This is a genomic window from Glaciecola petra (assembly GCF_031846345.1).
GTDB lineage: Bacteria > Pseudomonadota > Gammaproteobacteria > Enterobacterales > Alteromonadaceae > Glaciecola > Glaciecola petra.
In genome coordinates, this window is sequence record NZ_JAVRHX010000001.1 from 656,246 (window position 1) to 670,743 (window position 14,498).

Sequence of the window (14,498 nt, forward strand, 5' to 3'; positions counted from 1 at the left end):
AGTGAGATATGCGAGTAACTACAAATTTAATATTTAATCAAAATTTGCGCGCAATAAATTCCAGTCAGGGCAATTTGTCTGATATCCAGACTCAGCTGGCCAGTGGCAAAAAACTGTTAAGGCCGTCTGATGATCCAGTTGGTGCTTCACAGGTCATTCGCTTGACTGAAGAAATAGACAAAATAAGTCAGTATCAGCGTAATAATGATTTAGTTACCAATGCGCTAGAACTGCAAGAAACTACGCTAAGAAGCATAAATGACGTTGTAAATAGAGCGCGAGTATTAACTGTACAGTCGGGTAATGGTATTTTATCTGCGCCTGACAAAATAGCGTTGGGGGCTGAAATCGAACAGTTAAGAAACCAACTTGTTGATTTAATGAACTCTCAGAATGCAAGCGGAGAATATATATTTTCTGGTTACCAGTCTGGGCAACAAGCGTTTGAATTCAACCCATCAGCTAGCAATAATCGAATTAGTTTTGTTGGAGATGACGGTACAAATATCATTCAGTTGTCTGACAGTGTTAGCATTCAAAGTACTAGTTCAGGAAAATCTCTATTTGAAGATGTACAAGCACGACTTAATTTTTCGTTGCCAAATGTATCAGGGGCGGTTGTAGAGAACTATCAGATAAAAAACCAAGGTTCATTTGATCAGTTTCATCGCGAAAACTTCGATCCTGTTAACGATGCCAATAATGCGTTTCGATTTACAATCGTTTCGGCAAACGAAATTCAAGTTAGTAATATTGGTACTGGTCAAATACTGGATAGTTTAGTATTCGAAAGTGGGCAAGATATATCATTTAATGGAATTCAATTAAATGCAGTTGGCGTCCCTGGTGATACTTTTGACATCGAGTTAAATCGACCAAAAAAAGCAAATATGGCAGAAACCTTACACACCCTGTTTTTGGCATTAAACGATCCAAATTTGAGCGAGCAAGAATATACTTCAATAATTGATGATACCCTTGTTGGCTTAGATAACGGGCTGACACGGATGGCAAGGGAAAACTCTTCTTTAGGTGCACGTTTAAATATCGCCCAATCAGTAGAATCTGCACAATTGGATGCCGAAATTGCAAATCAGCAAGCTCGCTCGGCAATTGAAGATGTTGACTATGCAGAAGCTTCTTCCGAATTTGCTAAGCAAGAAACAGCGCTTGAAGCAGCCTTCGCTTCATTTCCGCGAATCGCTAACCTTAGCCTCTTTAATTATATATAAGCTGCAACATTCATCGTTGTCTGAATATCTTATGGCCGCATTATCGGGGCTTTTATTTATAGTAAATAAAAAAAGTAAAAAAAACTTTGTCGTTTAAAAAATGGTTTTTTTAGTCTTCTACGGTACACAACATCGATAATATCACCCTGTTCATTTTTTAAAGGCGGCAATTTTTTGCCGCTTTTCAGCCCACTGAATAAAATTTTTATTAAATTCTATTAAAGGGAATTTCACCCTTGTCGATAACCATTTACGAGAGAGCCAGTACATATGCTTTTTAATTGAGAAGCTATGTTCTACAAATGAAACTAAATTCCGGAATGTTTCCGGCTGCCAGCAAGCGCTGGACTGATAGTGTAGGAGAGACTTATGTCTATGTTCGTAAATACTAACGTATCGGCCTTAAATGCCCAGCGTCAGCTATTCAATTCAACCAATTCGTTAAATACATCTTTTGAGCGTTTATCATCTGGATTCAGAATAAACCGTGCGTCTGACGATGCTGCTGGTCTTCAAATTACGGACCGTATGACAACTCAAATCAACGGGTTAAATCAAGCCGTAAACAACGCGAACGACGCAATCTCGTTAACGCAGACAGCTGAGGGCGCCCTAGGCGAAACCACAACTGCTTTGCAACGTATTCGTCAACTAGCGGTGCAATCGCAAAATGGTATTAATGCGCAAGCTGACCGTGATGCCTTGCAAAAAGAAGTATCAGCACTTAAAACTGAAATCTCTAGAATTTCTACAGACACTCAGTTTAACAAAGTCGATATTTTAACAGGTGGTTTTTCAGCAACATTCTTAGTAGGCGCAAACAGTGGCCAAACTATTTCTGTTGGTTTAAGTTCGCCAGACGGCTTAGCAGGTTTTTCAGCAACTGGTTTGGGCCTTGCGGCTTTATCTGTATCGTCTGCAGCAGGTGCCTCGGCAGCGTTGGCAACACTAGACACTGCAATCTCAGCAGTAGGTGGAGCTCGTGCAGACCTTGGTGCGCTGACTAACCGTTTTCAGTCTACTATTCGTAACTTATCTAACATATCTGAGAACATGGCTTCAGCCCGTTCACAAATACTAGATACTGATTTTGCGAAAGAGACTGCTAACTTAACGCGTAATCAGATTATTCAGCAGGCAAGTACTACCATATTATCCCAGGCTAATCAGCGTCCTCAATCGGCGTTGCAGCTTTTAGGCTAAACTTTTAGTTCCTTCTGAGACCCTACTGTTTGGGGAATGAAGCCAGGAGGTAGTACTAGCTTTAACTAGCCAAACAGCAAGAGAGACCGCTCACTCTCTAACATCCGAGCGATTGGCCAGGCATTGCCTGGCCGCTTATTTCCTTTTTTTTTATTTAATTTAGTCTTTTTTACTAAAGATTTTCGCGTGTCTGTTCGATAACTAAATTGTCGGGGGTAAAACATAACAACAAAGTCCCTTAAAGCACTCAATTAATTACCGAGAGCAAGTTCAAAGAGTAATACAAAGAAGTGCAACCGTTCACCAGATGGTGCAATGGCGATAGCGTTAGGAAAGGTGAAGAGCAAGAGTAAAACAATTCACCCTAATTAAAGATGATTGTATGATAGATAATTGTTTTCATAAACATTATCCAAAATAGCAGATGTCGTCATGACATGCTGAACTGCCGACTGACAGGAATGATGCCAGGAGGTAGTGAGAGGTATGAGGTCTGGAACATCATACCTGCCGGTCAGCAAGAGCTTGCGCTCTGTTACAGCATACATGCTTCAAATCTCTAAAAGAGTTTGAACATTCATCAGTCCTTGATTACCTAATTCTTTAGCACGTTGTGTGCCAACTTTGTTTTTATCGACAATGGTTTATGCCATAAAAATAGGGTTAGCTCACTGAATAAAGTGAAAACTATGACGCCAAAAACACAAAATATTGGCGCATAAATTAAATCGTTAGGAAAAATTATGTCTTTATTTGTAAATACTAATATATCGTCGTTAAGTACAAGACGGTTTTTAAATGATACCACTAGTAATTTAAGTACTGCATTTGAGCGTTTATCATCGGGGTTTAGAATCAATAGTGCCAAAGATGATGCTGCTGGTTTGCAAATATCTGATCGAATGACTTCTCAAATCATGGGTTTAGATCAAGCCGTGAGAAACGCAAATGATGGTATCTCACTGGCCCAAACCATCGAAGGTGCATTACAAGAAACGGTAGGCGCACTGCAACGAATTAGAGTATTGGCTATTCAATCACAAAACGGTATTAATTCAGTAGACGACAGAAACGCTTTGCAAAAAGAAGTTTCTGCATTAAAAGCCGAAATGAGTCGTGTAGCAGAAACGACAGAGTTTGCAGGATTGAGTGTGTTAACTGGAGGCTACTCAGCTTTATTTTTAGTGGGTGCAAATTCAGGTCAAACAATTAGTATAAATGTATCGCGAGCTTCTGGCTTTGGCACATCTGGATTATTCCCAGGATTTAACCTCTCTGTCTCCACACCGGCTGCAGCATCGGCGGCACTTATCGAATTAGATAACGCAATCGCTATTGTAGACGACAAGCGAGCGGATTTAGGTGCAATACAAAATAGATTTCAATCGACTATCCGTAATTTGACCAATGTTTCAGAAAATGTGTCGGCAGCTCGTAGCCGCATAAGAGACACAGATTTTGCCGCTGAAACAGCTAACTTAACAAAGCTACAAATTATTCAACAAGCGAGCACAACTGTTTTGTCGCAGGCGAATCAGCGACCACAAGCTGCACTTAGCTTATTACAGTAATCTGGTAATAAAAACGTGATTTAACAAAAAATAAAATTTAACAATAACAAGTAAGTTCAACCAGTTATTTAGGCTTGAGAGGCCCTCTCTACGCCAAGGATGGCGTATACTACCGCTAAAATTTATATTATAGGTAGTGAGCAGTTAACTGGTACAAAGGAAAATGTCGACTAACAAGACTGATAGTGTAGAAGTGCGGTTGAGAGGCCAGTACTTTCATATTCTACAATCCTGCCAGTCGACGAAAAGTTTGCTCCAACTCCTAACGTGAGCAATTTGGCTGGGCCACCCCATGGCTCAGCTTTTTTTTCAATACAAAATTAAAAGCATGATCTGTGCCAAATTAGTAGGTACCAAAAAACATCCGTCCCTATCGCGAACGCCACCGTCATTATCGCGTCGGTCACCTTCATTATCGCGTAGTCCACCGTCATTATCGCGAACGCGATAATCTCCCCAAACATCCTCATCATCTGGGATGCATGCTCTTTTCGAGGGATTCCTTCTTTCGAAGGAATGACAATGTGCGCAAAGGAATGACTAAGGGTGCGAATAGCGCCGTCATTATCGCGTAGTCCAGCGTCATTATCGCGAACGCGATAATTAAAATAATAGATTTAAAATCAGAGAGATAAAATAATTAAAAATTATTTTCAAATTAAATCTAAAGAAGTTCAAGATGACGCCGATACATTTAGTTGAGGGGTAATGCAATTATTTTTGCTAAACCAAATTTGAGGTTGCTGAACCAGGCCTAGTGAACCTATTTCAGCTAAATGTAAGAAAACAAGAATTCCCAGTGTGCTGGCGATTTCAGATTCTTGTTTTTGGAGGTAGTAAATGTCTATTTTTGTTAATACTAATGTGTCTGCGCTAAATGCACAGCGCCAACTATTTGAATCATCTAATGCGCTAAATAAGTCTTTTGAAAGATTGTCTTCTGGTTCTCGTATTAATTCGGCTGCAGACGATGCAGCAGGTTTGCAAATATCGGATAAATTAACGTCGCAAATTAATGGCACACAACAAGCTGTTAGAAACGCAAATGACGCTATATCGTTAACACAAACTGCGGAAGGAGCATTAGGAGAAACAACTAACGCTCTGCAACGTATTCGTCAACTAGCTATACAGTCGCAAAACGGTATCAATTCTGCTGCCGATCGAGAAGCGCTAAATACAGAAGTGACTGCGCTAAAAAGCGAAATATCTCGCATCGCCACCGATACTGAGTTTAATGGTGTTAGTTTATTTGACGGTTCATATGATGCAGATTTCTTGGTAGGTGCAAATGCAGGGCAAACTATTAGCGTTGGTTTAGAAGCGGCAGATATAGCAACTGCCGGCTACAGTGCTACAGGGCTTGGAATAGGTGCTTTGTCGGTATCAACAGCGGCCAATGCGAGTGCAGCAATTGGTTTGATTGATACTGCAATATCTGCGATTGGTGGTGTAAGAGGTGACCTTGGGGCGCTTGAAAACAGATTTCAATCGACAATAAGAAACCTTAGTAACATCAACGAAAACCTATCTGGTGCTCGTTCACAAATATTGGATACAGACTTTGCCGCCGAAACAGCAAATTTGACCCGAAATCAAATTATGCAACAAGCAAGTATTGCGGTGTTAAGTCAGGCTTCAAATAGGCCGCAAACCGCTTTAGCATTGCTTGGATAAAACCATGTAGAGTTGCGTTGAACGGGCGGTTCATCAGAGGTTTGGGTGTAACCGCTCCTCACTTTTTTCAACGGAGGTAGTTATGGACCTTGTAAATACTAAAATAGGGCAAGAGACTGCGCGTAATGTTGCTTCGACATTAAGCAGTCAATCATTTGTTAGCAGCAGTTTAGTCGGGTTTGCCAGTGGTGCTAGTCAATTCACCAAAAGTGAGACGCCGTCGGTGGCTCAGCAAGTTAAATCTGCAGAGAAAGTGCAGGTCAATATGGCTGAAAAGCAGCAGGCTGAAGACGACAAAAAGAGTAAAGCAAATACTCAATCAGCCGATACGCTAACAAGAGAGGAAACGGTCGATTTAAATGAGTCCTTGGCGTCTTTAAGTCAAGAATTGCAAACAAATGGCACAGAACTTTCATTCAAGCTTGATGACAGCTCTAGCCAGCCGATTGTTACGGTAATGGATAGAGAAAGCGGCAATGTTATACGGCAAATTCCTTCCGAGGAGATGCTGGTTTTTGCAGAGCGAATGAAAGAACTGGAATCAAACAGCACGAATAAAACGGGTGTAGTGTTTGATGGGCAGGCATAATATGAGGTAATTTATGAGCATTTCATCATTGGGAGTAGGTTCTGGTTTAGACCTTGAATCACTAGTAGAACAACTTCTTCAGTCTGAAAGAGGGCCGAAGACTCAGCGTTTAGACGAACGTGATGAATCGCTCAGCGACGAAATTTCTGCCGTTGGACAAGTTAAGTCCAAACTTAGTGAGTTTGAAGATGCCATTAAAGAGTTACAGCAAGAAGGTAACTTATCGGGCCGTGAACCCACCATTGAGAATCCGTCGGAAGACAATGATGTATTATCTGCAAACCCGAGTACAGCTGCGCTGCCTGGTACCTATGAGATTGCGGTAACACAGCTAGCTCAGGGTAGCCGTATTGAGACGGCCAATGCGGTTGATGGTGGATTCGCATCCTCCGATGATGTTGTGCTCACAAGCGGTACAGCCGACATTACTTTTAAAATTGGCGATACCGACGACACTTTTACGTTAAGTATTTCTGAGGGCACCACGCTTGCCGAACTTCGCGAACAAATAAACAACGATGAAAACAATTTTGGTGTGCAAGCCAATATTATAAACACCGGGACCGCCGATGGCGGTGCTCGACTTGTGTTTACATCAGACATCACCGGTGTTGGTAACGATTTACAAATCGTCAACAATAGTGACATCGCTGAACTCAATCGCATTAGCACAACCGACTCCTCAGAGTCGAGCACTTTACTGTCGCCAATAAAAAATGCGGCAAATGCAATAGCGGTTGTTGATGGTATTGAAGTCCAGAGTGACACTAATAAATTTGAGAACACGATTCAGAGTGTGCGTTTTGATGTAAAAGAGTTGTCAGATCAAGATACCAATGGCGATCCCATTGCTAGTAGGCTAATTATTGGGTTTGATGCTGAAGGATTAGAAGAAAAAATTACTGAGTTTGTAGATAAATTTAACGAACTTAACGATGACCTCGCTAGGTTAACCAGTTATGGAGAGTCCGATCTAGAAGAAGACGGCGCATTAGCTGGAGACTCTACTGTTAGAGGTATTCAGTCTGGATTAGCAAATATTTTAAGCAGTAACGTTAGCGATTCGTTAATTGGTAGCTTATTTGCACTGGGGATTGAATTAACCTCAGAGGGGAAACTAGAAATCAGCACTACCGATTTTGGTTTGGGCTCTGGTGCAGACCGTCTCGAAAATGCACTTAATGATAATTTTGACGACATTGACAAATTATTCAATGGCGAAGGTGGCATAGCATCACGAATATTAGAGTTTACAGAACAATACACCCAGTCTTCAGGTATTTTGAGCTCAAGAGAAGACAACATTAAAGATTTGCAAGATGTGGTAACGAGCGACCGTGAAAGATTTGAAATACGTATGATCAGCTTTGAACAAACATTGCGTAGCCGCTATTTAAGCTTAGATAGCACGGTTGCACGCCTTCAGCAAACAGGTAACGCCTTGTTTGCTGCTTTATCATAACTAAATTTAATATCCACTTAGCACATACCATCTGTGTTTTTATAAAAGGTGAAGAAAGTGTCAGTTAAAGCAATAAATGCCTATCAAAAAGGCAGTTTAAAACAGGACGTCGCTAGCGCCGACCCACATAGGTTGACGCTAATGCTAATGCAAGGTGCGCTCGATAGGCTCGCCTATGCTAAAGGTTGCATTACCCGCGATGACTTAAAAGGTCGTGCAGAAAACCTGTCAAAAGCGACCGCAATTTTTATTAATTTACGCGACACACTTAATGTAGATGTGGGTGGAGAGTTTGCTGAAAACATCTTTAGTTTATACAACTATATTATCGATAAATTAACAGAGATTGACACTGAAAATGGCATAACCATTATTGATGAAGTGTCGTCTTTATATTTACCCATAAAAGACGCTTGGGCAGCAATTTCTGAAGAAGATAAACAAATCGCATATAGTGCTGCTCAGGGTGAAAATGTGTGAAAACTACTCTTAAACCAGCTGGTCAACCAAGCAAAATAAGCAATTTTATTAACGCTGAGCTTGATCATAGTGATACGCCAAGTGAGCTGGCCGACATAAATAAACACTTACTAAAACTGTTTAACTGTAATGTAGAACAAGACGCAGATGGTACATTGAGTCAGGCCATAGACGAAGACATTGAAAAATTTATTCTAAAACGCGCGAACTTGGTAGAGTCTTTGCTTAATACTTTGCAAGAACAACAGAAACTGTCTTTTGCACGCAAAGAAATTGATATTAATAAAGTGTTACTCGGCGCCGTTGAATTAAAACGAAAGCACGTTCGTGAAAATTTAGCCAACATTAGCAAAGCATCAAAAGCTATAAAAGAGTACCACCAAGTTTAAGATCAGAACCAGTTAATTTCTGTTGTCACTTAATATAAACACAACGGGATTTTACTAGACATTTATGCTTACCGATATTCGATTGCATCTTGAACCAGACGACGAAAAACAAAGTCAATCTGAACAACGACTAGCAGGATTAATCAATAGTCAACACGCTAAAAACGTTCAAGCATTCATGCATTATGTGCCTAGTATTGGCAGTCTAATAAGCCAAATTCCGACCCGCAATTTGAGTGTGTTTGTAGATAAAAACAAACAGACTAATATTGTTGATTTCAATACTGGACGTTGTTTTTATCCTATTAATGTTGATGAGAATATTTCTCAGCAAGTTGAAAATTACTATTTTTATTCCTCGCTTTTATGTTTTTCTGAAAATAATGTAAAGACGCTAAAAGCGAAAGATAATAGTTTTACCGAAAGATCTGTTTACGCAAAAGCACTGCATGCTCATGTTGAAAATAATCCGCCTGATGCACTAGTCATTTTGGGCTTAGGCAAAGCAACACATATCCCCATTTTATTGAATAGTATTTCATGTAGCAAACTAGTTATCTATGAATCAGATTGGCAATTATTTAAAGCAAGTCTTTCTATTTTTGACTGGGCTAATTTTTTAGAAAATGCAACCAACAGTGGCATCCAATTGTTTTTTCAAATTGGCGATAATATCCATCAATTTTTTAAAGAAATCAATGAACTACACACACAGCTAGGTGTGTCAGAAGTGCTTGTTTATCAACATCAAATCACGCCAGTTTTTAATAAAATAGTATCAAACATTCGTTTGGGTAAATGGCATAATGGCATTGCTGAGTTGTCGCAAACGCTAGATCACAGTGCTCACTTTTTAACCTCATTTAATGCTAATCACGCTCAAAACTGGACAGCTATTGAACATGACAGTAGTCCATTATATCTCGAAAATTTAGCCAGTTTACTATTGCACTTTCCAGACTTACATGCCGCTTTTGAGGATTATCATTGTCGGCAATGGCAAATTGTTCGTCATAACACTACACAAGATATTAATATTTATAATATCAACGAAGGAAACTTTTTTGCCGGGGATGACCCAAAACGTGAAGCTTTGTTGTTAGCGCAGCATTTTAAAAACAATCCAAGCGTGGATGGCTTAGCCTTTGGTTACAGTGCAGATAAGTTAAAGCACTATGTACATAACAGTTTTATTTGCCAATTAGATGCACGTCTTCAAGCACGAGAAAAACATATAAAAAGCCTCCCCAAAAAAATTAAGGTGTTGTTAGTTTTTGGCTTAGCAGAAGGGTATTTATTAGCATCTTTATTGAATGAACATGAGGTAGAAAATCTCATAATATGCGAACCCAATCCAGACTTTTTTGCGGCAAGTCTACATGCCATAGACTGGTCAGAAATACTCAATAATTGTGAGTCCAATGACTGTAAATTGTACATAAATATAGGTGAATCAAGTTCACGCTTGTTCAAGGACTTAATGTCGCAGTTTATGCAAATAGGGCCACATTTATTGAATGAAACTTTTATCGTTCAAGCATACGATAACCCGATGTTAGCGCAAGTATTAAACGAAGTTCGTCAGCAATTAATGGTGATCTTCTCTATGGGTGAAAATTTCGACCATGTCGTTTATGGTATTGCACATACATTTCACGCTTTACATCGAGGCGTGCCAGTAATGCGCAGCATGCCGCAGCAATACTTAGCAGTTAAAGACAAATCAACACCAATATTTATAGTGGGTAATGGTCCCTCTCTTGACGATTGTATTGATGTGATTAAAGAGCACAGAGAATCTGCGATTGTGATAAGTTGCGGAACAGCATTACAAGCCTTACACCGAAATGGTATATGTCCAGATTTTCATGGTGAAGTTGAACAAAACAGAGCAAATTTTGATTGGGCATCGCGTATTGACGATCCAGAATATTTAAAGCAAATAACACTATTAAGTGTCAATGGTATACATCCAGACACTTGTGATTTGTATAAAAATGTACTGATGGCATTTAAAAGTGGAGAATCAAGTTCACAAACATTTTTAGCAATGTTGAATGCAGAACATTTCACTACCTTGGATTACGCATATCCCACAGTAACTAATCTAATTTTAAATATATTTTTAACGCTTGGATTTGAACAACTTTATTTAGTCGGTGTAGATTTGGGCTTTGCTGACCAAAATAAACACCATAGTAAAGATTCTGGTTACTATCAAAACGGAAAGCAGCTCTTTGATTATCAGAGCACGCATAATACAACCATGCGAGTAAAAGGTAACCATCACGAGTGGGTGTATACCAAAACAGAGTTTAATATTTCTCGAATGATCCTTGAACAATTGTTAAGAGAACAAAAAACAAAAGGTAAAAACATTGATTGTTTTAATTTGTCTAATGGGGTGTTTATTGAAGGGACAAGGTCGCTGCACAAAAATGATGTGCTAATTACTACCCATCAAGCAGAAAAACAGCGTGCTTTAAAAAACCTACAAACTTGCTTCATATCACCACAAGTTGATTTAGCGAATATGTTAGCGCAAGCATACAGCAGTGAGTTAATGTTTAAACAAGTGCGCCAGTTGGAGCAAATTTGCGCGGCAAGGCTGTCTTCATTGAACGATGTTGATGCGCTCATTCAGTCTTTGCAAGCACAATTAAATGTGGCGAAAACACATGGTGGCTCGCTCTATTTTTATTATTTTTACAATAGTATTAATTATTTGTCTGCAGGTTTGTCAAAAGCGGCCATGCGTTCAAGTGAAATAATGGGTGAATTTGCTGACACAGAAGAAGACCTACAAAGTTACCTAAGCGATTGCAATGAAATACTCGGCACCTGGCGGGTCTTTATAGAAGACGCTAAGCACCTTATCCATCACCAATTGAGTTTAGTTGATACTTCAGAAGCTTTCTCCCAAATTCGAGAACAGTTATTGTTAAAACACAAATCAAAAAGGCTTGCTGTTTACGTCTCTGATACAACTACACGTGCTTTATTACAAAGCTATATTCACGACAAAAATATACCCAATATTAATATCATTGACAGTGTTCAACTAACAAGTAGTGAGCACTACGATTGTGTACTGTTTGACATAACAAACGACCATGACGTTGCGATTTTCAAAACCACAATTGCTGAAGAAACAAGTGCTAATATTATGGTAATAGTGCATCAGCAAACGCACTTTGAAGTTATAAATGCCGATTGCACTAACACTATTATGTATTTACCTAACATGATAGACGTCTTAAATGCTTCCCAAAACCAACAGTTTGAACAAGGCGAGTTAGAGGCTATTACGATAGAAAACTATTTACATCATATCAGCGCGAGGGCACAAGATTATCATAAATTTGCATTTGTATTTTGCAAACCAAGCTTTAAAAAAACTGGCTTGATAAATGCATCTACTAATGCTTTAAGTGATTTACAAAGCGAATATGATTCAAAATCAGTATCGATAATTAAACAAGGTTTATTGTCCATGGTAAATACAGTGTTCAGCAAAAACACGGCAAACGGGCACTTATCAAACACCTATATGTTTAAACACTATTTGGCTGTAACAAAACCAGAGAGTAATACCAACGCAATTACTTTACAGGATGCTACGCGAAACCGAGGACTATTGATGCACAGACCACCAAAGGCATTTGAGTTATTGGGCCCTTGGTTAGAGTAAGCATGCGTAATTTGGAGAAAACACATTGTTTGACAACAAAAGTATATTAATCACGGGTGGCACAGGTAGTTTTGGTAAGCGTTTTATCCGCTTTGTCCTAGATAACTATGCCCCTTCACGCTTGATCGTTTTTTCGCGAGACGAATTAAAACAATTCGAAATGCAGCAAGAGTTTAATCATAAATCGATGCGCTACTTTATTGGCGATGTGCGTGATAAAGAAAGATTAATAGCAGCGACTAAAAATGTCGATTTTGTGGTTCATGCAGCTGCGTTAAAGCAAGTCCCTGCAGCAGAATACAACCCTAATGAATGTATAAAAACAAATATTAATGGCGCACAAAACGTCATTGATGCATGCATTAGCAACAGTGTCGATAAAGTTATTGCGCTGTCAACAGACAAGGCGGCTAACCCAGTAAATTTATATGGTGCAACAAAACTGGCCTCTGACAAATTATTCGTCGCAGCGAATAATATAGCAGGTGCAAATGGTCCTCGTTTTGCAGTGGTTCGTTACGGAAATGTAGTGGGTTCAAGGGGTTCCGTGGTGCCATTTTATCGAAAGTTATTAAATGAAGGTGCAAAAAAATTACCGGTCACACATACCGAAATGACGCGATTTTGGATAACTTTGGACGATGGAGTGAGTTTTGTTGTGAAAAACTTCGCACGCATGCAGGGCGGCGAAATTTTTGTCCCTAAAATTCCATCAATAAATATTTTAGATTTGGTTGAAGCAATGAGTGGTACGCGGGAGCATGATCTTATTGGTATTAGGCCAGGGGAAAAGCTTCATGAAGTAATGGTACCTGAAGAAATGGCACATCATAGTATCGAATTTGAAGACCATTTTGTAATAACACCAGCAATTACATTTTTTGAAGATGCTGTTAATTACAAGCAAAACAAATTATTTGAAAAAGGGACACAAGTGAGTGATAAATTTGAATATCACTCTGGTACTAACCCTCACTTTTTAAGTATTAATGAGCTAATTGGGCTCGATCAACAAACCGTATAAACTTCCTTATGATTAATTATGGCAAGCATAGTATTAACCAAAACGATATTGCAGCAGTTGTTGATGTATTAGAAAATCAATTTTTGACACAAGGTCAGCAAGGACCCTTATTTGAGAAAGCATTGTGTCACTATACCGGCGCGGCGCATTGTACCTTAGTTAATAGCGCGACGTCGGGCCTTCATGTTGCGTGTATGGCAATAGAATTAGGCAAGGGTGACATTTTATGGACCGTGCCAAATTCTTTTGCCGCATCTGCAAATTGTGCTCGGTATTGTGGCGCAGAGGTTGATTTTGTTGATATAGATTCAACAACGCGTAATATTAGCGTTGTACAGTTGGATAATAAACTTTTACAAGCGCAACAAAATAATGCCTTACCTAAAGCGCTAGTAGTTGTCCACTTTGCCGGTATCAGCTGCGATATGCAGGCAATACGAGCATTATGTGCCCCATTAAAAATCGCAATAATTGAAGATGCTGCACATAGCTTAGGAAGCCAATATTTAGATAAAAATGTAGGTAATTGTCAATTTTCTGATATCGCTGTATTGAGCTTTCATCCGGTAAAGTCTATTACTACCGCAGAAGGCGGTGCGATAATGACAAACAATGAAAAGCTGGCAAAAAAATGTCAATTGTATAGTAAGCATGGTATTACTCGAGATACTGAGCTTATGCAAGGTGCGTCAGAAGGGCCTTGGTATTATCAACAACTTTGCCTTGGTTATAATTATCGTTTAAGTGATATACATTCGGCTTTGGGTCTTTCACAGTTATCCCGAGTAGATGAATTTATTCATAAAAGACGCGTAATTGCAGCTAAATACTTTGATCGCTTGCAAAATTTACCATTAAAACTGCCACAAATAGACAATATTGACTCGGCTAGTTGGCACTTATATATGGTGGAATTGACACAACATAATAGAGCTGAGGTTTATGAAGCTTTGCACGCCAATGGGATTGGCGTGAATGTGCATTATATCCCCATTCATCTGCATCCTTATTATCAAGAATTAGGTTTTGAAGCGGGTCAATTTCCGGTGTCAGAAAATTTCTATAATCATGCGTTAACCTTACCCATATATTATGACTTAAGTGAAGATGAGCAAGATCGAGTGATATCAGTCTTACATGATATACTTGCCGAGTAAGCGATGTTTATACATGAAGAGTG

11 protein-coding genes are annotated in these 14,498 nt (G+C 39.3%); all 11 read left to right on the top strand.

Translation table 11 applies throughout. The features are described from left to right. Positions 1–8: 8 nt before the first annotated feature. Positions 9–1,232, top strand: a complete 1,224-nt coding sequence (gene flgL, locus RM552_RS02905) for a flagellar hook-associated protein FlgL (RefSeq protein WP_311367290.1) — start codon at positions 9–11, stop codon at positions 1,230–1,232. Positions 1,233–1,601: 369 nt separating this feature from the next. Continuing rightward, positions 1,602–2,435, top strand: a complete 834-nt coding sequence (locus RM552_RS02910) for a flagellin N-terminal helical domain-containing protein (protein WP_311367291.1) — start codon at positions 1,602–1,604, stop codon at positions 2,433–2,435. 743 nt (positions 2,436–3,178) lie between these two features. Further along, entirely contained in the window at positions 3,179–4,006 is an 828-nt protein-coding gene (locus tag RM552_RS02915) for a flagellin N-terminal helical domain-containing protein (RefSeq protein WP_311367292.1), read from the top strand. Between the two features lie 840 nt (positions 4,007–4,846). After that, positions 4,847–5,683, top strand: a complete 837-nt coding sequence (locus tag RM552_RS02920; RefSeq protein WP_311367293.1) for a flagellin N-terminal helical domain-containing protein — start codon at positions 4,847–4,849, stop codon at positions 5,681–5,683. Positions 5,684–5,765: 82 nt separating this feature from the next. After that, the gene (locus RM552_RS02925) at positions 5,766–6,272 is read left to right on the top strand and encodes a flagellar protein FlaG (protein WP_311367294.1); all 507 of its coding nucleotides are present in this window, start codon (positions 5,766–5,768) and stop codon (positions 6,270–6,272) included. 13 nt (positions 6,273–6,285) lie between these two features. Next, positions 6,286–7,734, top strand: a complete 1,449-nt coding sequence (gene fliD, locus RM552_RS02930; RefSeq protein ID WP_311367295.1) for a flagellar filament capping protein FliD — start codon at positions 6,286–6,288, stop codon at positions 7,732–7,734. A gap of 57 nt (positions 7,735–7,791) precedes the next feature. Next, the gene (gene fliS, locus RM552_RS02935) at positions 7,792–8,214 is read left to right on the top strand and encodes a flagellar export chaperone FliS (protein ID WP_311367296.1); all 423 of its coding nucleotides are present in this window, start codon (positions 7,792–7,794) and stop codon (positions 8,212–8,214) included. Then, complete coding sequence (locus tag RM552_RS02940; RefSeq protein WP_311367297.1) at positions 8,211–8,603, top strand: hypothetical protein; 393 nt, start codon at positions 8,211–8,213, stop codon at positions 8,601–8,603. Before fliS ends, RM552_RS02940 begins: the two co-directional genes overlap by 4 nt. Before the next feature lie 64 nt (positions 8,604–8,667). After that, the gene (locus tag RM552_RS02945; protein ID WP_311367298.1) at positions 8,668–12,294 is read left to right on the top strand and encodes a motility associated factor glycosyltransferase family protein; all 3,627 of its coding nucleotides are present in this window, start codon (positions 8,668–8,670) and stop codon (positions 12,292–12,294) included. A 25-nt stretch (positions 12,295–12,319) separates the two neighbouring features. Then, on the top strand, positions 12,320–13,318 hold the full coding sequence (gene pseB / locus RM552_RS02950; protein ID WP_311367299.1) for a UDP-N-acetylglucosamine 4,6-dehydratase (inverting): 999 nt from the start codon (positions 12,320–12,322) through the stop codon (positions 13,316–13,318). A gap of 8 nt (positions 13,319–13,326) precedes the next feature. Then, complete coding sequence (gene pseC / locus RM552_RS02955; RefSeq protein WP_311367300.1) at positions 13,327–14,475, top strand: UDP-4-amino-4,6-dideoxy-N-acetyl-beta-L-altrosamine transaminase; 1,149 nt, start codon at positions 13,327–13,329, stop codon at positions 14,473–14,475. Positions 14,476–14,498 lie beyond the last annotated feature (23 nt).

Coding starts and splice junctions, on each gene's coding strand:
- fliD (WP_311367295.1), top strand. CDS start 6,286: ATGAGCATTTCATCATTGGGAGTAGGTTCTGGTTTAGACCTTGAATCA.
- RM552_RS02925 (WP_311367294.1), top strand. CDS start 5,766: ATGGACCTTGTAAATACTAAAATAGGGCAAGAGACTGCGCGTAATGTT.
- RM552_RS02920 (WP_311367293.1), top strand. CDS start 4,847: ATGTCTATTTTTGTTAATACTAATGTGTCTGCGCTAAATGCACAGCGC.
- pseC (WP_311367300.1), top strand. CDS start 13,327: ATGATTAATTATGGCAAGCATAGTATTAACCAAAACGATATTGCAGCA.
- flgL (WP_311367290.1), top strand. CDS start 9: ATGCGAGTAACTACAAATTTAATATTTAATCAAAATTTGCGCGCAATA.
- RM552_RS02915 (WP_311367292.1), top strand. CDS start 3,179: ATGTCTTTATTTGTAAATACTAATATATCGTCGTTAAGTACAAGACGG.
- RM552_RS02945 (WP_311367298.1), top strand. CDS start 8,668: ATGCTTACCGATATTCGATTGCATCTTGAACCAGACGACGAAAAACAA.
- RM552_RS02910 (WP_311367291.1), top strand. CDS start 1,602: ATGTCTATGTTCGTAAATACTAACGTATCGGCCTTAAATGCCCAGCGT.